The sequence below is a fragment of the Allobosea sp. 2KB_26 genome (genome assembly GCF_052115715.1).
In the GTDB taxonomy this organism is placed as follows: Bacteria; Pseudomonadota; Alphaproteobacteria; order Rhizobiales; family Beijerinckiaceae; genus Allobosea.
Window position 1 is genome coordinate 26593 of the sequence record NZ_JBFRHE010000028.1, and the last position, 16828, is coordinate 43420.

The 16828-nt window shown below is 65.9% G+C and carries 14 protein-coding genes; 6 read left to right on the forward strand and 8 right to left on the reverse strand.

Features of this window, described 5'->3' with window-relative positions:
* Window positions 1–54 precede the first annotated feature (54 nt).
* Window positions 55–342, reverse strand: coding sequence for a UxaA family hydrolase (locus AB4099_RS33205; protein ID WP_043234293.1), 288 nt, complete (start codon window positions 340–342; stop codon window positions 55–57).
* A gap of 90 nt (window positions 343–432) precedes the next feature.
* On the opposite strand from AB4099_RS33205, the gene AB4099_RS33210 reads away from it, so the two are divergent.
* The 3 genes from AB4099_RS33210 to ruvX all read left to right on the forward strand — a co-directional run bounded on the left by AB4099_RS33210 (window position 433) and on the right by ruvX (window position 2803).
* Window positions 433–1197 carry a GntR family transcriptional regulator gene (locus tag AB4099_RS33210; RefSeq protein ID WP_441481215.1) on the forward strand — a complete coding sequence of 255 codons (765 nt, stop codon included), beginning with the start codon at window positions 433–435 and terminating at the stop codon, window positions 1195–1197.
* Window positions 1198–1265: 68 nt separating this feature from the next.
* Window positions 1266–2255 carry a tripartite tricarboxylate transporter substrate-binding protein gene (locus AB4099_RS33215; RefSeq protein ID WP_113512117.1) on the forward strand — a complete coding sequence of 330 codons (990 nt, stop codon included), beginning with the start codon at window positions 1266–1268 and terminating at the stop codon, window positions 2253–2255.
* 56 nt (window positions 2256–2311) lie between these two features.
* Window positions 2312–2803 (forward strand): Holliday junction resolvase RuvX, encoded by a 492-nt coding sequence (ruvX, locus tag AB4099_RS33220; protein WP_113512119.1) that lies wholly within the window; start codon window positions 2312–2314, stop codon window positions 2801–2803.
* Between the two features lie 62 nt (window positions 2804–2865).
* Here the strand turns inward: ruvX and AB4099_RS33225 are convergent, their stop codons facing one another.
* Window positions 2866–3237, reverse strand: coding sequence for a hypothetical protein (locus AB4099_RS33225; protein WP_441481216.1), 372 nt, complete (start codon window positions 3235–3237; stop codon window positions 2866–2868).
* Between the two features lie 63 nt (window positions 3238–3300).
* Window positions 3301–3777 carry a hypothetical protein gene (locus tag AB4099_RS33230; protein WP_441481217.1) on the reverse strand — a complete coding sequence of 159 codons (477 nt, stop codon included), beginning with the start codon at window positions 3775–3777 and terminating at the stop codon, window positions 3301–3303.
* A gap of 269 nt (window positions 3778–4046) precedes the next feature.
* On the opposite strand from AB4099_RS33230, the gene AB4099_RS33235 reads away from it, so the two are divergent.
* A complete protein-coding gene (locus AB4099_RS33235) occupies window positions 4047–4970 on the forward strand; it encodes an AEC family transporter (protein WP_441481218.1) in 924 nt (307 codons plus the stop codon).
* A 488-nt stretch (window positions 4971–5458) separates the two neighbouring features.
* Here AB4099_RS33235 and dprA read toward each other — a convergent pair whose 3' ends face one another.
* The 4 genes from dprA to AB4099_RS33255 form a co-directional block, all read right to left on the reverse strand.
* Complete coding sequence (dprA, locus tag AB4099_RS33240; RefSeq protein WP_113512143.1) at window positions 5459–6700, reverse strand: DNA-processing protein DprA; 1242 nt, start codon at window positions 6698–6700, stop codon at window positions 5459–5461.
* A gap of 15 nt (window positions 6701–6715) precedes the next feature.
* Window positions 6716–7327, reverse strand: a complete 612-nt coding sequence (plsY, locus tag AB4099_RS33245; protein ID WP_113512145.1) for a glycerol-3-phosphate 1-O-acyltransferase PlsY — start codon at window positions 7325–7327, stop codon at window positions 6716–6718.
* Between the two features lie 49 nt (window positions 7328–7376).
* A complete protein-coding gene (gene pyrC, locus AB4099_RS33250) occupies window positions 7377–8669 on the reverse strand; it encodes a dihydroorotase (protein WP_113512147.1) in 1293 nt (430 codons plus the stop codon).
* A 70-nt stretch (window positions 8670–8739) separates the two neighbouring features.
* A complete protein-coding gene (locus AB4099_RS33255) occupies window positions 8740–9684 on the reverse strand; it encodes an aspartate carbamoyltransferase catalytic subunit (RefSeq protein ID WP_069880943.1) in 945 nt (314 codons plus the stop codon).
* Window positions 9685–9969: 285 nt separating this feature from the next.
* Between AB4099_RS33255 and topA the strand changes: the two genes are divergently transcribed.
* Window positions 9970–12654 carry a type I DNA topoisomerase gene (gene topA / locus AB4099_RS33260; RefSeq protein ID WP_441481219.1) on the forward strand — a complete coding sequence of 895 codons (2685 nt, stop codon included), beginning with the start codon at window positions 9970–9972 and terminating at the stop codon, window positions 12652–12654.
* Between the two features lie 268 nt (window positions 12655–12922).
* On the opposite strand, the gene AB4099_RS33265 is transcribed toward topA, so the two are convergent.
* On the reverse strand, window positions 12923–13990 hold the full coding sequence (locus AB4099_RS33265) for a DUF2778 domain-containing protein (RefSeq protein WP_441481220.1): 1068 nt from the start codon (window positions 13988–13990) through the stop codon (window positions 12923–12925).
* A gap of 661 nt (window positions 13991–14651) precedes the next feature.
* On the opposite strand from AB4099_RS33265, the gene AB4099_RS33270 reads away from it, so the two are divergent.
* Window positions 14652–16828: DNA translocase FtsK (locus AB4099_RS33270; protein WP_441481221.1), on the forward strand; the 2177-nt coding region annotated here is incomplete at its 3' end.

Genomic DNA, 16828 nt, shown 5'->3' on the forward strand with positions numbered 1-16828 from the left:
ACGGGCTCGACCCTGGCGGGAGCCCCGGAACAGGTCAGGCGGCGAACGTGCCGATCACCAGCGCTTGGTCTTCGCGTTGTGCACGTGGAGATGCTCGCCCTTGCCGATATCGGCGACGGCCTTGCCGATGTCCTGGCCGTATTTCCAGATCGTGTCGCCCTTCTTGATGTCCTTGAGCGCGACCTTGTGGCCGATCGGGATGTCCATCTTCGCGGCTAGGCGAAAATCTGAATTGTCGTGGGTGACGACGCAGAGCATGTCCGTTCCGGCCTTCAGGCCCTCGACGACGACGACACCGACGGTGTCCTTCTGCTCATGCACCAGGAGATGGGGCTTGCTCATGTAACGCCTCCTTCAAGCTTGCGAAGGTTCGCTCTGGCCCGTGCGAAAATCGGGCTCGACCTGCGCTTGGCTAAGTCTTATATAAGACACATGAGTGTGCACAAGCTCGAAAATGCAGAGCGGCGCGGCGCGGTCGACACGGCTGAGCCGCTGGGCTTTCGGCCGCTCTATCGCCAGGTGAAGGCGATCCTCGTTCGCCGGCTCGTCGACGGCGTCTGGGCGCCGGGCGAAGGTCTGCCGAGCGAAGGGCAACTCGCTGCCGAGATCGGCGTCAGCCAGGGCACGGTGCGCAAGGCGCTGGACGAACTCGCGGCCGAGAACCTCGTCGTTCGCCGACAGGGGCGCGGCACTTTCGTGGCCGAGCACGACGAGCGACGCATCCTGTTCCAGTTCTTCAAGCTGGTGCCCGACCATGGCGAGCGGCGCTTTCCCGACAGTGCCGTGCTGAGCATCGCGACCGGACCGGCTGACGCAGCCGAGCAAGCTGCGCTGGAACTCGACGACAAGGCCCCGGTCATTCGTATCCGCCGTATGCGCTCGCTCGATGCGGCACCGCTGATCGTCGAAACGCTGACCCTGCCGCGACACCTGTTCCCGGGACTGGAAGACGGCCCGGTTCCGAACAATCTCTACAGCCTGTTCGCGGCGCGCTATGGTGTGACGATCGCGAATGCGCGGGAGAAGCTGAAGGCCGTCGCCCTGTCCCCCGAGGATGCGGCTGCGCTCGGAGTCGAAGCCGGCCGACCGGCGTTGCAGATCGATCGCGTGGCTCTGGCGCTCGACGGCATGCCCGTCGAACGACGCCTCAGCCTCTGTCTGACCGAGGAGGCTCATTACCTTTCCGACCTGCGCTGAGGCGCGGGCGGCATGCCCGTTCCATACCAAGCCGCCGGAGAGCGGTTCGTCACGACCGGAGGAAATGAATGATTGCCAAGACGACGAGACGCCTCGCACTCGCGGGGTTGCTGGCGCTAGGGCTTGCCGCGCCCGCGGCGGCGCAAGGATTTCCAACCAAGCCACTGACATTGATCGTGCCCTTTGCGGCAGGCGGACCGAGCGACGTGATCGCGCGGTTGCTGGCCGACCATATGGGCCGCACGCTCGGCCAGCAGGTGGTGGTCGAGAACATCGCCGGTGCCGGCGGCACGGCCGGCGCCAAGCGCCTCGCCGCATCCGACGCCGACGGCCACACCCTGCTGATCCACCATCTCGCGCTTGCGGCTGCGCCTTCGCTCTACAACAATCTCGGATACGACACGCAGACTGCCTTCGCGCCCGTCGGGCTGGTGAATACCGGGCCCATGGTGGTGGCCGGCAAGCTCGCATTGCCGCCGGTGGACGCCAAGGCGTTCTTCCCCTTCGCCAAGCTGCAGGCCGACAAGCTGACCATCGCCCATGCCGGGATCGGCTCGAACGCCCATCTCTGCGCGGTCCTGCTCTCGCAGGCGCTCGGCGCGAAGTTCACACAGGTCGCCTATCGCGGCACGGGGCCCGCGATGAACGATCTCGTCGCCGGGCAGGTCGACGTGCTCTGCGACCAGTCGACCACCGCGGTGCCCCAGGTCCAGGGCGACAAGGTCCGCGCCTATGCGGTGACCTCGACCGAGCGCCTCGGCGTGCTGCCGAACACGCCGACCGCACGCGAGGCCGGCACCGATCTGGAGATGACGATCTGGCACGGACTCTACGCGCCGAAGGCAACTCCGGCAGCGGCGCTCGACAAGCTGAACGGCGCGCTGAAGGCCGCCCTCAAGGACCCGTTGGTGCTTGAGCGCTTCAAATCGGTCGGCACCAGCGCCTTTCCGGAAGCCGAGTGGAGCCGGGAAGCGCATGCCAAGCGCTTTGGCAGCGAAATCAGCAAATGGGCGACCTCACTCAAGGCCGCCGGTGTGACCCCACAGAACGTCAACTAGCCGCCATCCCCCACGCGCCGCTCGCCACTGCGGGCGGCGCGTGCTACCCGGCCCTGATGTCAGCCAATCTGGTTCCGCTCGAAACCTTCCTGAATCTGCCCGATCACGCGCGGCTGCTCGGCCTCGATCTCGGCACCAAGACGATCGGCCTCGCGCTGTCCGATGTGGAGCGCCAGATCGCAACGCCGCTGGAGACGATCAAGCGGGTCAAATTCGGGCTCGACGCAGCAGCCCTGCTGAAGATCGCCGCGAAATTCGACGTCGCAGGGCTGGTCATCGGCCTGCCGCTCAACATGGATGGCACAGAGGGACCGCGCGTCCAGTCGACACGGGCCTTCGTCCGCAACCTCGCCCCCCTCACCGCCTTGCCGATCGCATTCTGGGACGAGCGCATGTCGACGCTGGCGGTGACCCGGACCTTGCTCTCGGCTGACGCCTCCAGAGCCAAGCGCGCCGAGGTGGTCGACAAGATGGCTGCGGCCTACATCCTGCAGGGCGCGCTCGACCGCCTGATGCGCATGGAGCCCCCGGACACCGAAGAGGCCTGACATGCGAACGCCGCCACGGTTTCCCGCGGCGGCGCCTCCATCCTGACATTTCCAGGCGCCGGTTACGGAATGACGTAGCCGCGCTTGATCGCCTTCTTCTGCGCCTCTCTGTGATTCTTGAGTGCGCGTTTCTGATCCTCGAGGCTCATGCCGGCCATCGGATTGTTGTTGCGCCGACCGCGGTCATAGTTGCCGCCATTATAGGAGCCGCGTCGGTCGTCGTAGCGCGGGCCGCGCCTGTCGTCATAACGCGGGCCGCGATCGTAGCCGCGGTCATACCCGCGATCAGAGCCACGCCCGTAACGCGGGCCGGGCTCATAATAAGGATCGCGGTTGCCGCCGCCATAGTACTGCGCCGAGGCGGGAGCCGCCCACAGCACTGCCGACGCCGCAAGTCCAAGGCCGACCAGCAGGGCCTTGCCGTAAACGCTCATTCTCGTCCTCCATGACCGTGCACAGGGCCGGTCCGCCTTAAAGCTCAGATCCCGGGGCGGCGATCAGTTGCCGCCGCGCGCCGGATCGATCGTTCCGTTACGGGAACCACCATAGGGGCCACGCCCTGAATAATAGTTACCGGGACCGTAATACCCGCCATGGTAGCGCGGTCGCTGATAGACAACCACGGGCTCCTCATAGACATAGGCCGGCTGGTAGCCGTAGCTCGGCTGGTAGCCGTATCCGCCGTAGGCGTAGCCATCATCGTAATAGTAGGTCCCGGAATAGGCCGGCCGGCTGGCTGCGATGGCAGCCGCGCCGAGAAGACCAACGCCCACGGCGCCTGCGATGGCAGCGTTTCGATTGCCCCAGCCCCAGCCCCGACCACGATAGTAGCTGTAGCCGGCAGCGGCCTTGTCGAGGCGGCTTGCGTCAACGCCGGCGCGGGGCTCGCTGGCCGCCGCCGGCAGGACGAATCCAGCGGCCGCGACTGAGCCGGCGGCCAAAGCCACGATGGCGGATTTCATGAGAGAAGACACAGTCATATCTCCTGCGATTCGCTCGCCTGAACCTGGATCTCATGATCAGGCATCATGCTTGAATGCGGCCTGAACCAATCACGGCGGGATTGCGGCGGACGCAACTCGGACTTCGCGGGACGCGCGCTTGTTCGGGGCCGGCTGTCGTGAGAGGGGTTACGAAACGCCTCGATGACAGTTCCCCCTCCATCAACGTCAGCTTTGGCAGATTGTTCCGGCGCCCGGATTCGCGCGGCCGGTGCCAAGCGCCGTCGCAGCCAGGTCCCGATATGAATCCGATCATCAACAGCCTGGGGGCGATCTTCCTGGTGCTCGCGACTGGCTGGGCCCTGAAGGCTCGCGGTTTCGTCTCCCCCAGCCACTGGGCCGGGGTCGAAAGGCTGACCTATCAGGTGCTGTTCCCGGCCGTCGTCATTCACACCCTGGCCGTCGCGGATCTGAGCCAGTTGCCGGTGCTGGCGATGGGGCTGACCCTGGTCACCGCGATCCTCGGCGTATCGACCGTCCTCCTGATCGTTCGCCCCCTGCTTTCGCGCGTCGGGATCAACGGCCCGGCCTTCACCTCGGTCCTGCAGGGCTCGGTGCGCTGGAACACCTTCGTCGCGCTGGCCCTGGCGGCTGGGCTGCACGGCCGGGAAGGCGCAACGCTGATGGCGATCGCGGTGGCTTCGATGATCCCGCTCTTGAACGTGCTCTGCGTCCTCGTCCTGGCGCGCTTCGCTGTCGGGCGCCCGATGAGTGCGGCGGAGACGGCGCGCTCGATCGCGGTGAACCCATTCATCTGGTCCTCGGCTGTCGGGCTTCTGCTCAACCAGATGCAATGGATGCTGCCCGCCGCTCTGACGACCTATGTCGATATCCTCGGCCGGGCGGCGCTGGGCGTCGGGCTGCTCGTGGTCGGCGCCGGGCTCGAGATCCATCGCCTGAAGCAACCGCGGCTCGCCCACGGCCTTGCTATTGGGCTCAAGCTCGTCGTGATGCCGCTCTTCGCCTGGATGCTGGCGCGACAGTTCGGCGTCACCGGCACGGCACTGACGATCACGGTGGTCGCGGCTGCGGTCCCGACGGCCACGGCCGCCTATTTCCTCGCGCGCGACATGGGTGGCGACGCCCCGTTGATGGCTGAGATCACCACGATGCAGACACTGCTGGCGCTCGTGACGTTGCCAGTGGCTGTCCTGCTGCTGGGCTGATTCCAGGGATGTGGCAGGCCTAAATGCGTATGCACGCAGAAATTGAATTCATCATTCCGCTGGGTCATTCTGCGGCTTGAGATCGCGTCGCTGCACGACCGCAGCGCCGCGCCGTTCAAGGGCAAGCCGCCATGACTGTGCGAGGGCCGAGGCCAAGCCGCAAGACCAGAAATCCTTCGCCTTCCCCATTCGAGGCCGCTTCGTTCCGGAACACTCCCTTCAGCCGGGAGAGCTCCGCCGCGCAGCAACTAGCAGTTGCTGAGTACATCGAGAGCTTCTGTGTGGAATTGCGTATGATGGCCCAGGCGGCCAAGCTTGATACGCTGGTCACCTTCCTCGACATGGCCCGGATCGAGGCCACGATCCAGATCGAGAGCCACCGGACGCTCGGCAAGCCGTTCGACTGAGGACGTTCTCCGCCCGAGGACGCCGTCCAACTGACCGCCGATTCCGCGAGGTTGATGACCGGGCGGGCCCTCCCGAGGATCTCAGAGCATGACGCGCGAAAGCGCGCCACCGGGATGGCGCAGAATCGCGCCGTCGAGCTCCAGCTCGATCAGCAGACGGCCGACATCGCGGGCGGACTGGCCACTGGCCCGGATCAGGTCGTCCAGAGAAACGGGAGCCGCGCCAAGCAGGGCCAGGACGCGCGCGCGGATCTCATCGCCTCCCCCTTCGCCTCCCCCCTCTCCTTCCGCTTCGCCTGCCGCTTCCGGCGGTCGTGCGAGATCGGAGCCGGCGATGGCAGGGGGCAGAATGGTCCTCGGCGCCGGGGAGATTTCCGGCAGATCGAGTTCGTCCCAGAGGCATTCTGATTCCGGATCATAGCCCTCGCGGGCCTGTGCGAGGCCAGTCGGCAGGGCGCTGCCATGGCCCAGCAAGGGCGTCAGCGCCTCGATGACATGAGCGGCCTCCGCGCAGAGCGTCGCGCCTTCACGGATTAGGTGATTGCCGCCCTCGGCGCGCGGATCGAGCGGCGAGCCCGGTACGGCAAAGACCTGGCGCCCCTGTTCATTGGCGAAGCGGGCGGTGATCAACGACCCAGACTTGCGTGCCGCCTCGACGACGACAGTGCCCAGCGCAAGGCCGGAAACAAGGCGGTTGCGCCGCGGAAAGTCGCGTCCACGCGGGGCCCAGCCCATCGGCATTTCGCTGACCGCCGCGCCCGACATGATCAGCCGCTCGAATAATTGAGCGTTCTGGGGCGGGTAGATCTCGTCGAGCCCGCCCGCGAGCACTGCGATCGTGCCGGTGCCCAGGCTCGCGCCATGGGCCGCGGTATCGATGCCGCGCGCCAGCCCCGACACCACCACGAAGCCGGCCTCTCCGAGATCCTGCGCTAACCTGGCCGTGAATTTCAGACCGGCTGCCGAGGCATTGCGCGAACCGACCAACGCGACGCAGGGGCGCAGCAGCACCTCGCCGCGACCAAGCACGAGCAGCAGCGGTGGCGCGGAATCGATCGCCTGCAGCGGCCGCGGATAGTCGGGCTCTCCGAGCGCGATCAGTCGGCCGCCGCGTCGGCGCAGCGCCTCGATCTCGCGTTCCGCCTCGGCCATGGAGCAGATCTTGATGCTGCGACCGGTGCTCCGCGCCAGTTCCGGCAATGCATCGAGCGCGGCCGCGGCACCGCCATATCGATTCATCAGGGCGCGAAAGGTGCGTGGGCCGATGCTTTCGCTGCGGATGAGCCGGAGCCAGTCGAGACGCTGGCGATCGGTGAGTGCGATGCCAGCCATCCCTGATCAGCCCTTCTGGCCGATCTTGCCCTCGCTGCGGTCCAGCAGCCTTGCAATGTTCTCGCGGTGCATGAACCAGAGCAGCGCAGTCAGAACGGCCATCAGCACGGCCATGCGCGGCTCGTTCGCCCAGAACCAGAGCAGCAGCGGCGTCAGCAGGCTGGCGAGCAGCGCAGCAAGCGATGAATAGCGGCTGAGATAGGCGACGCTGAGCCAGATCGCCGCGAAGGTCACCGCGATCGGCCATTTCAACCCGATCAGAATGCCGAGATAGGTGGCGACGCCCTTGCCGCCCTTGAAGCGCAGCCAGACCGGGAAGAGATGCCCGAGAAAGGCGCCGAGCCCGGCGAGGAGCGCAGCATCCCGGCCGCCGATCAGATAGAGCCCGACGAGCACGGCTGCCGTGCCCTTGAGCATGTCTCCCACCAGGGTCAGAGCCGCCAGCTTCTTGTTGCCTGTGCGCAGGACATTGGTGGCGCCGATATTGCCCGAGCCGATGCTGCGAAGATCTGGTCCACCGCTGAGGCGCGTCAACACGACGCCGAAAGGGATCGAGCCCAGCAGATAGCCGATGGCCACGGCAGCCAGTGCCGAGGACCCGGACAGGCCCAAACTCATCAACTCAGGCATGCCGCCCCCGCTTCCCCAAGGCCATCGCCGCCAGAGCTTAGACTGCGTCAGCCTCGTAGACCACTCGTCCGGCAACGAAGGTTGTGCGTACCAACCCGTCAAGCCGCGCCTCGTCGAAGGGCGAATTCTTGGCCCGCGATTTCAGCTTGCGCTTGTCGACGACATAGGGCGCATCCGGATCGAGCAGGATCAGATCGGCTGGCGCTCCGACCGAGAGGCGACCGCACGGCAATCCAAGCAGAGCGGCCGGGCGCGTCGAGAGCGCCGCCAGCAGCGTCGGCAGATCGGTCTGCCCGGCATGGACCATGCGCAGAGCGGCCGACAGCATCGTCTCGATGCCGAGCGCGCCATTGGCGGCCTCGGCGAAGGGCTGGCGCTTGGTCTCGACATCCTGCGGGTCATGGTCGGAGACCACAACATCGATCACGCCCTCGGCCAGCGCCGCGACCATGGCGAGCCGCTCGTCCTCATGGCGGAGCGGCGGCGAGACCTTGCAGAAGGTGCGGTAGTCGCCGACGTCGTTCTCGTTCAGCGTCAGATTGTTGATCGAGATGCCGCACGTGATCCGCACGCCATCGGCCTTGGCCCGGCGCACGAGTTCGACAGATTCGGCGCAGGAGATCATCGCGGCGTGGTAGCGCGCGCCGGTCGCCCGGGCGAGGCGGATGTCCCGCTCGAGCATGATCGTCTCGGCTTCGACCGGAATGCCCGGCAGGCCCTTGCGGCTGGCGAACTCACCCTCGTTCATCACGCCGGCGCCGCGCAGGTCCGGATCCTCGAGATGGTTCATCAGCAGCGCATCGAAATCGCGGCCGTAGATCATGGCGCGGCGCATGACCTGGGGATTGCGCACGGCTCGGGAGCCATCGGTGAAGGCGACCGCGCCGGCTTCGAGCAGCAGGCCGAATTCGGTGATCTCCCTGCCCTCAATCCCCTTGGTCAGGGCTGCAGCCGGCAGCACATTGACGATCGCCTTGTCGCGGGCACGGCGCTTGATGAAATCGATGATGGCGGGATCGTCGATCGGCGGATCGGTATCCGGCCTGCAGACGACCGTGGTGACCCCCCCCGCTGCGGCAGCCTGCGAGCCCGTGCCGAGCGTTTCGCGGAACTCCGCTCCCGGCTCACCGAGAAAGGCGCGCAGATCGACCAGTCCCGGCGCGACGATCAGGCCGCCGGCATCGACCCGCTGCACGCCCTCGCCCGTCCCCGGGGCGGCGCCCCAGGCGATCTCCGCAATGGCACCATCGCGCAGCAGAAGCGCACCCGGCCCCTGGCGGCCTGATGCCGGATCCACCAGTTGGGCGTTGACGATCGCAAGCTCGCGCATTTCGGACATGATCTCGCTCGGTCTCGCCTTCAGTATTGTGTTCCAACCGGCCGGGGAACGGCTCGGCCGCTCAGCCATTGGGCAGATGCTGGGCTAGCGCATCCAGAACCGCCATTCGGACGGCGACCCCCATCTCGACCTGCTCGCGAATCAGGGACTGAGCGCCGTCAGCGACTTCCGAGGAAATCTCGACACCGCGATTCATCGGGCCAGGATGCATCACGAGCGCGTCCGGGCTGGCCAGCGCGAGCTTGTCGCGGTCAAGGCCGAAATAGCGGAAATACTCCTTCGGCGACGGCACGAAGGCGCCGTGCATGCGCTCGAGCTGGAGGCGCAGCATCATCACGATATCAGCCCCTTCCAGTCCCTTCTTCATGTCGGTGAAGACGGAGACGCCCATACGCTCGATGCCAACTGGAAGTAGGGTCGAGGGAGCGATCAGGCGGACCTTTGCGCCAAGCGCATTGAGCAGGATGATGTTGGAGCGTGCGACCCGCGAATGCACGATGTCGCCGCAGATCGCGACGGTCAGCCCGGCGATCCGGCCCTTGTTGCGGCGGATCGTCAGCGCGTCGAGCAGGGCCTGGGTCGGGTGCTCATGCGCACCGTCGCCGGCATTGACGACGGAGCAGTCGACCTTGCGGGCGAGCAGGTTGACCGCACCGGCGGCATGATGGCGCACCACCAGAATATCGGGCCGCATCGCGTTCAGGGTCGCGGCCGTGTCGATCAGCGTCTCGCCCTTCTTCACGGAAGAGGATGCTACCGACATGTTCATCACGTCGGCGCCGAGGCGCTTGCCGGCAAGCTCGAAGGAGGCCTGCGTGCGCGTCGAGGGCTCGAAAAAGAGATTGATCTGGGTCCGGCCGCGCAGGGTCGCCGTCTTCTTCTCGACCTGTCGCGAAAGCGCGACATAGTCCTCGGCGCGATCGAGGAGAGCCTCGATATCCAGATGCGACAGGCCCTCGATGCCGAGGAGGTGGCGGTGCGGATAGGTCGGGGCTGGCGATGTCATTTGAAGGTGGTTGTTTAGGCACAGACTCAAGACGGCGCAAGCGGCGAGATGGTCATTGTCCAGCGCTTCGTCCGATAGCAGAGCCGGAGCGACCGCGCCGTGCGGCTACAGTTGATCGTCGAACCACTGTTGCATTCGCGCAGCAATCCCTATTTGACAGCGCTGTCGTGCTGAACCACTTTCGCGCGCAATTCCGAACCTGACCCCGGGCGCCCAGCGCCAAGCCAGGCCGGACCGGCACGGTGCGTGCTGGCCCTGCCCCTTTGTCATGAGACTTTAGCTGCCATGAAGCTCCTCGTCGTCGAGTCGCCGGCCAAGGCCAAGACGATCAACAAGTACCTGGGCTCCGATTACGAGGTCATCGCCTCGTTCGGGCATATTCGCGACTTGCCCGCGAAGGACGGCTCGGTTGATCCCGAGGACGACTTCAAGATGCTCTGGGAAATCGAGGGGCGCGGCGCCAAGCAGGTCGCGGAGATCGCCAGGGCCGCCAAGGGGGCCGAGAAGATCATTCTCGCAACCGACCCGGATCGCGAGGGTGAGGCGATTTCCTGGCACGTGCTGGAAGCGCTGAACCAGAAGCGCGCCATCAAGGGCATTCCGGTCGAGCGCGTGACCTTCAACGCCGTGACCAAGGATGCGGTGCAGAAGGCGCTCGCCAACCCGCGCCAGATCGATCAGGCATTGGTCGATGCCTATCTGGCGCGCCGCGCACTGGACTATCTCGTCGGCTTCACCCTGTCTCCGGTGCTCTGGCGCAAGCTGCCCGGCGCCCGCTCTGCGGGGCGCGTACAGTCGGTGGCCCTGCGCCTGGTCTGCGAGCGCGAACGCGAGATCGAAGCCTTCAGGGCCCGGGAATACTGGTCGCTGGTTGCGACGCTCGCAACCGACACCGGCGCCACCTTCGAGGCCCGCCTGGTCGGCGCCGACGGCAAGAAGATCACCCGCCTCGACATCGGCACGGGGGCGGAAGCCGAAGCCTTCAAGGCGGCGCTGGAGACCGCTCTCTTCAATGTGGCGCAGGTCGAGGCCAAGCCGGTCAAGCGCCACCCCTACCCGCCCTTCCAGACGTCGACGCTGCAGCAGGAAGCCTCGCGCAAGCTCGGCATGGCGCCAGCCCGCACCATGCAGGTGGCGCAGCGGCTGTATGAAGGCGTGGATATTGGCGGCGAGACCGTCGGTCTGATCACCTATATGCGAACCGATGGCGTCGACATGGACGGCAGCGCCATCACGGCTGCCCGCAGCGTCATCGGCAAGGAGTTCGGTGCAGCCTATGTGCCGAGCGCCCCCCGCAAATATACGGTCAAGGCCAAGAACGCGCAGGAAGCCCACGAGGCCATCCGCCCGACCGATCTCGGCCGGCTGCCGGCGATGGTCGTGCGTCATCTCGAACCCGAACAGGCAAAGCTCTACGAGCTGATCTGGAAGCGCACCATTGCGAGCCAGATGGAATCGGCCTCGCTCGAGCGCACGACGGTGGACGTCGCCGCAAAGGTCGGTTCGCGCCATCTGGAGTTGCGCGCCACCGGCCAGGTCGTGCTTTTCGACGGCTTCCTGACGCTCTATCAGGAGAGCCGCGACGACGAAGAGGATGAGGACAGCAAGAAGCTGCCGCCGATGAAGGCCGGGGACGGACTGGAAAAGCGCGCCATCGCCGCCGACCAGCACTTCACCGAGCCGCCGCCGCGCTTCTCCGAGGCGAGCCTGGTCAAGCGCATGGAAGAGCTCGGCATCGGCCGGCCTTCGACCTATGCCGCGACGCTGGCCACGCTGCGCGACCGCGAATATGTCCGCATCGAGAAGAAGCGACTGGTGCCCGAGGACAAGGGCATGCTGGTCACAGCTTTCCTCGAGAGCTTCTTCGGGCGCTATGTCGAGTTCGATTTCACGGCGAGCCTGGAAGAGAAGCTCGACCGCGTCTCAAATGCCGAGATCGACTGGAAGGCGCTGCTGCGCGAGTTCTGGGAGGAGTTTACCCAGGCCATCGCCGGGACCAAGGACCTGCGCGTCACCGAGGTGCTGGAAGCGCTGAACGGCGTCCTGGGAGAACACATCTTCCCGGCGCGCGGCGATGGCGGCGACCCGCGCACCTGCCCGACCTGTGGCACGGGCCAGCTCTCGCTGAAGCTTGGCAAGTTCGGCGCCTTCGTCGGCTGCTCCAACTACCCGGAATGCCGCTACACCCGGCCGCTGACCGTTCCGGCCAATGACGGCGAGGCTACCGCCGAGGGGGGCCAGGGCGCGCCTGGCGTGCGCGTCCTTGGCAAGGATCCGGTCACGGAACAGGATGTGACGTTACGTGACGGTCGTTTCGGCCCCTATGTCCAGCTCGGCGAGGGCGAGAAGCCGAAGCGCCAGAGCCTGCCCAAGGGCATGAGCGCGGCTGCTGTCGATCTCGACAAGGCGCTGGCACTGCTTGCACTGCCCAAGGAGGTAGCGAAGCATCCGGAAAGCGGCGAGCCGATCTTGGTCGGCATCGGTCGCTACGGCCCCTATGTCCAGCACGGCAAGACCTACGCCAATATCGACAAGGATGATGACGTCCTCGCGCTTGGCGGCAACCGCGCCATCGACCTTATCGTCGCCAAGGAAAGCGGTGCGGGCGGAGGACGGTTCGGGCGGGGAGCGGCGGTACCCGGACGGGAGCTCGGCGAGCATCCTGCTGGCGGCAAGCTCGTCGTGCGCGCCGGCAAATACGGCCCCTATGTCAATTGGGGCAAGGTCAACGCGACCCTGCCGAAGGCGATGACACAGGAAAGCCTGACGCTCGAACAGGCGGTCGAACTCGTCAACGCCAAGGCCGAAGCCGGCGGCGTGAAGGGCGGAGCCAAGGCGGCCGCCAAGACGAAGCGTCCAAGCGCGGCGAAAGCGCCAGCCAAGAAGGCTGCCGGCAAGACTGCGGCCAGCAAAACAGCAGCCAAGGCTGCGCCGAAGTCGAAAGCCAAGACCAAGGCCGCCGAGGGCTGACCCTCAGCGTGCTCTCGCAGGCAATTCTCCCCTTCAACCTCTGGAGGGAGAGGCTGGACAGGTCTATCGCGGCGAGGGTTCGGCGCGGCTACCGCGCCCTATGGACATTGCCCCCATAGGGCCAGTGCCGTTCTTGATGTCGATAGGCTGACTCTGGTCCAGGATCGACGCGGCTGCCCCCTGGAAAAGCGGCCAGCCTGGGTCGGCACAGCGCGGCGACCGCTTGCATTCGTTGGCGCGTTGGGGGACGCGGGCCGCCAAGGCCAGCCTACATGCTGGCGACAACGACCAGGCGTTTGACCTCGCCCCTGAGATAGGCCTGCAGGAACTTGTCGTAGTCCTTGAACGAGACGCATCCGTTCGAATCGCCCCTCGGTCCGAGGAGGTAGGTATGCGCCAACAAGCCAGCGCGGCCGTGGATGGCGCCGCTGCCCCCGACCGGGTGGAGCCGGATGGCCCGCACGCCGTGGAAAAGAGCCTCGCGCTCCTTCAGATCGTAGATATGCGGCGGCGTGACACCCTGCATCCTCACATGCGCGAAACGTGGGTCGTCCATCTTGTCGCCGAGGCCGGAATGCGCCTCGAGCCGGTCGCCGTTCGGCATGTACACCATGCGCGCCGAGATATCGTAGATGGCCGTCGCCTGGGCCGAAACTCCCGCCGATGGCAGCGTCGGGCTTAGTCTTCTGCCACGGCTCCTGTCGACGACGTCGTCCTCCGGCGCCGCATAGGCGAGAGCTGGCCCCGACGAGCGCTGCACCCCAAAGATCTTCTCGAAGAACGAGCGGTTATCCGCAGCCGTCGGTGCGGGCGGGACGGCTGCTGTCCGTGTCCGCCGTGTGGCCTGGCGCTCGGCTACGCGCGGAGCCTCCGGATCGGCGGGAAGGCGAAGCTCGGACGGGCGCGGCACCGGAAGCGGCGTCATCTGAGCGAGCTTGGGCGCGTCCTGCGCCTGCGGCACCGGTTCGACGATCTCCGGTTCGACGACCGGAGCCGGCGGCTCGACCGGGGCGTCAAGTGGCGCCAGAGCGGACTGGAAGCTTGCGGCCAGAGGAGAGTTCCCACCAAGGGTGAGAGGAGCCGGGCCCAGCGAATAGCCGGGATCAAGGAGTGGATCGTAGCGTCTGCTGGAAGCGACCAAGACCGGTTCCAGCATGGGGGCAAGCTCGCGCACGGCAGAGACGAGCGGCTGAGCGTCCTTCTGTGCCCAGAAGCCGGCTGCGGCGCTGAGGCCCAGGGTCGCGACGATGAAGGCAATTCGGGAGAAGCGGATCCTGTGCCGGCGATTGCGCGCACGAGGGGCGAGGCCAGTAGTCGGACCGGACGAAAAACTCATGCGTCGTACTCTCGGGATACTCTGGTACTCTTCCCGCCTCCGACGCGCGCCAACACCCACCCCACTCATGCAGACTCATCACGATGAGCTGCATGCGGGCCGGCTTGCTGTCCCGATCTTCAGTGCTGGGAAACCCTAACTGTGTTCGATCTTGATTAAGCGCGCGCTTGGTTAATCATGAATGAAGCTGAATCATGTTTTCCAAAGTGCGACCCTTTGGCGCGTCGGATGCGCGGTCCCCTCGGCAAGCACTGCGGCAGGCCCCGTATCTAACGACGATGAGGGAAGCTGTGGCGTTGCGCGACACGCTCCGTCCAGGCTGAGTTTCACGAGGCGTTAACTCTGCCCCGATACCCATTCAGCAGCGCCGTCCCTTCCAAAATAGTAGCCGTAACTGTCGATGCGTAAGTTGAAACTCTATCCGCAACGTATCGACGGAAACGACGATCATTGCCCGACATCCATGCCCGGCAGCTCTGATGAGAGGGCCGCGAGGCACCTCCCTCACGGTCTGCGCGCTCAGCTGCCCGTTGCTCCTGTCATCACTCCCGTGCACCGAGCGCCAGACCCCGACGCAGCGCCCAGTCGTGTGCGCTACACAAGGACGCCGGACCATCTCCTGCGGAAGGTCTGGGGTGGGCTGGAAGCTACGACGCCCCCCATGCTGGACCTCGATGCGGTCGTTGAGGCCAAGGCCGAGATCGACGCATGCGATGCGATCCCGCTTGCGGACGAAGGCCAGGTGAGTTTCGAAGATGCCATGCCGGAAGTAACCACGCCGGAAGTAGCCACGCTGGAAGTCATGGAGATCGTTCCAGCGGAGAGCGAGGCGGATGACGATCTCCGGCTCTATGCCAATATCTCGGACCACGCGTTCTGGGATCTTGGGTCGATTTCCGCCGAAGGCATGTCGAGCCCGGCGCCTGAGGCGCCGTGGGAGGAGCCAGCGACGCCTCGGCATCGGGATTATGCCGAACACGCTCCATCCTCGGTCGAGAGCCGGGACACCGCTGCTGCTCCCACTCTTCCTGGTCGCGACCTGCCGCTGAACGTCCTTCCCAGTCCCGCTCCGGCCCTCAGCTGGTCGCAAACCTATACGGTCAACCTCCAGCTCGGAGGTGCTGCATGGTCCAAGGCCGACATCGCGCCCGGTGTGCCGGCGGCCGACGAAAGCCGCTCGCATGCCAAGCCTCCCGTAGCGCAAGCCGTCCCGCCTGCCGCGAAGCTGGAAAGCGAGCCTGAGCCAACCCGGAATGGCGAGGCCGACGGACCTGTCGCTGTCGATCGCCAGGCAAGGCGACGCAACGCGCTGCCTCCTCCCGCACCCATCATGCAGACAGGCGTCTTCGAGCTGCCGCCGCTGAGCTATCTTGCCGAGCCGAAGATCCAGCCCGAGGCGGCGGTCTCGACCGAGACCCTGCAACAGAATGCGGGATTGCTCGAAGGGGTGCTCGAGGATTTCAACATACGCGGCGAGATCGTCCAGGCCTGTCCCGGCCCTGTCGTCACGCTCTACGAGCTCGAGCCGGCGCCGGGCATCAAGTCGTCGCGGGTGATCTCGCTGGCTGACGACATCGCCCGCTCGATGAGCGCGATCTCGGCGCGTGTCGCCGTCGTCCAGGGCAAGAACGCGATCGGCATCGAACTGCCCAATGCCAAGCGCGAGACCGTCTTCCTGCGCGAGCTGCTCGCCAGCCAGGATTTCGAATCGACCAAGCACAAGCTGGCGCTTTGCCTCGGCAAGACCATCGGCGGCGAGCCGGTGATCGCCGATCTCGCCCGCATGCCGCATCTGCTCGTCGCCGGCACCACAGGCTCGGGCAAGTCGGTCGCGATCAACACCATGATCCTGTCGATCCTCTACCGGCTGACGCCCGCACAGTGCCGGCTGATCATGGTCGATCCCAAGATGCTCGAGCTCTCCGTCTATGACGGCATCCCGCATCTGCTCACCCCTGTCGTCACCGACCCGAAGAAGGCGGTGGTCGCGCTGAAATGGGCGGTGCGCGAGATGGAGGAACGCTACAAGAAGATGTCGAGGCTCGGTGTCCGCAACATCGACGGCTTCAATGTCCGGGTCGGCGAGGCGCTGGCTGCCGGCGAGATCATCACCCGCACCGTGCAGACCGGCTTCGACAAGCATTCCGGCGAGGCGATCTACGAAGAAGAGGTGATGGATCTGGGCCCCCTGCCCTATATCGTCGTCATCGTCGACGAGATGGCCGACCTGATGATGGTCGCCGGCAAGGAGATCGAGGGCACGATCCAGCGTCTGGCGCAGATGGCGCGCGCTGCAGGCATCCATGTCGTGCTGGCGACCCAGCGGCCGTCGGTCGACGTCATCACCGGCACGATCAAGGCCAATTTCCCGACCCGCATCTCGTTCCAGGTCACCTCGAAGATCGACAGCCGCACCATTCTCGGCGAGATGGGCGCCGAGCAGCTGCTCGGCCAGGGCGACATGCTCTACATGGCCGGTGGCGGCCGCATCACCCGCGTGCACGGGCCGTTCGTCTCGGATGCCGAGGTCGAGAAGGTCGTGGCGCATCTGAAGACGCAAGGCCGGCCGGACTATCTCGACGCGGTCACCGCCGAGGAGGAGGCCGGCAGCGATGACGAGGATGGCGGCGCCGTCTTCGACAAGAGCGGCATGGGCCAGGCCGAGAGCGACGATCCCTACGACCAGGCTGTCGCGGTCGTGCTGCGCGACAAGAAGGCCTCGACCTCCTATATCCAGCGCCGCCTGCAGATCGGCTACAACCGCGCCGCCTCGATCATGGAGCGCATGGAGAACGAGGGCATCGTCGGCCCCGCCAACCACGCCGGCAAGCGAGAGAT

Excerpts from the sequence above, each read along its gene's own strand:
- ruvX (WP_113512119.1), top strand. The coding sequence starts at position 2,312 with ATGTCAGCCAATCTGGTTCCGCTCGAAACCTTCCTGAATCTGCCCGAT.
- AB4099_RS33265 (WP_441481220.1), bottom strand. The coding sequence starts at position 13,990 with ATGAGTTTTTCGTCCGGTCCGACTACTGGCCTCGCCCCTCGTGCGCGC.
- plsY (WP_113512145.1), bottom strand. The coding sequence starts at position 7,327 with ATGAGTTTGGGCCTGTCCGGGTCCTCGGCACTGGCTGCCGTGGCCATC.
- AB4099_RS33225 (WP_441481216.1), bottom strand. The coding sequence starts at position 3,237 with ATGAGCGTTTACGGCAAGGCCCTGCTGGTCGGCCTTGGACTTGCGGCG.
- AB4099_RS33255 (WP_069880943.1), bottom strand. The coding sequence starts at position 9,684 with ATGACATCGCCAGCCCCGACCTATCCGCACCGCCACCTCCTCGGCATC.
- pyrC (WP_113512147.1), bottom strand. The coding sequence starts at position 8,669 with ATGCGCGAGCTTGCGATCGTCAACGCCCAACTGGTGGATCCGGCATCA.
- AB4099_RS33205 (WP_043234293.1), bottom strand. The coding sequence starts at position 342 with ATGAGCAAGCCCCATCTCCTGGTGCATGAGCAGAAGGACACCGTCGGT.
- AB4099_RS33210 (WP_441481215.1), top strand. The coding sequence starts at position 433 with ATGAGTGTGCACAAGCTCGAAAATGCAGAGCGGCGCGGCGCGGTCGAC.
- AB4099_RS33235 (WP_441481218.1), top strand. The coding sequence starts at position 4,047 with ATGAATCCGATCATCAACAGCCTGGGGGCGATCTTCCTGGTGCTCGCG.
- AB4099_RS33215 (WP_113512117.1), top strand. The coding sequence starts at position 1,266 with ATGATTGCCAAGACGACGAGACGCCTCGCACTCGCGGGGTTGCTGGCG.
- topA (WP_441481219.1), top strand. The coding sequence starts at position 9,970 with ATGAAGCTCCTCGTCGTCGAGTCGCCGGCCAAGGCCAAGACGATCAAC.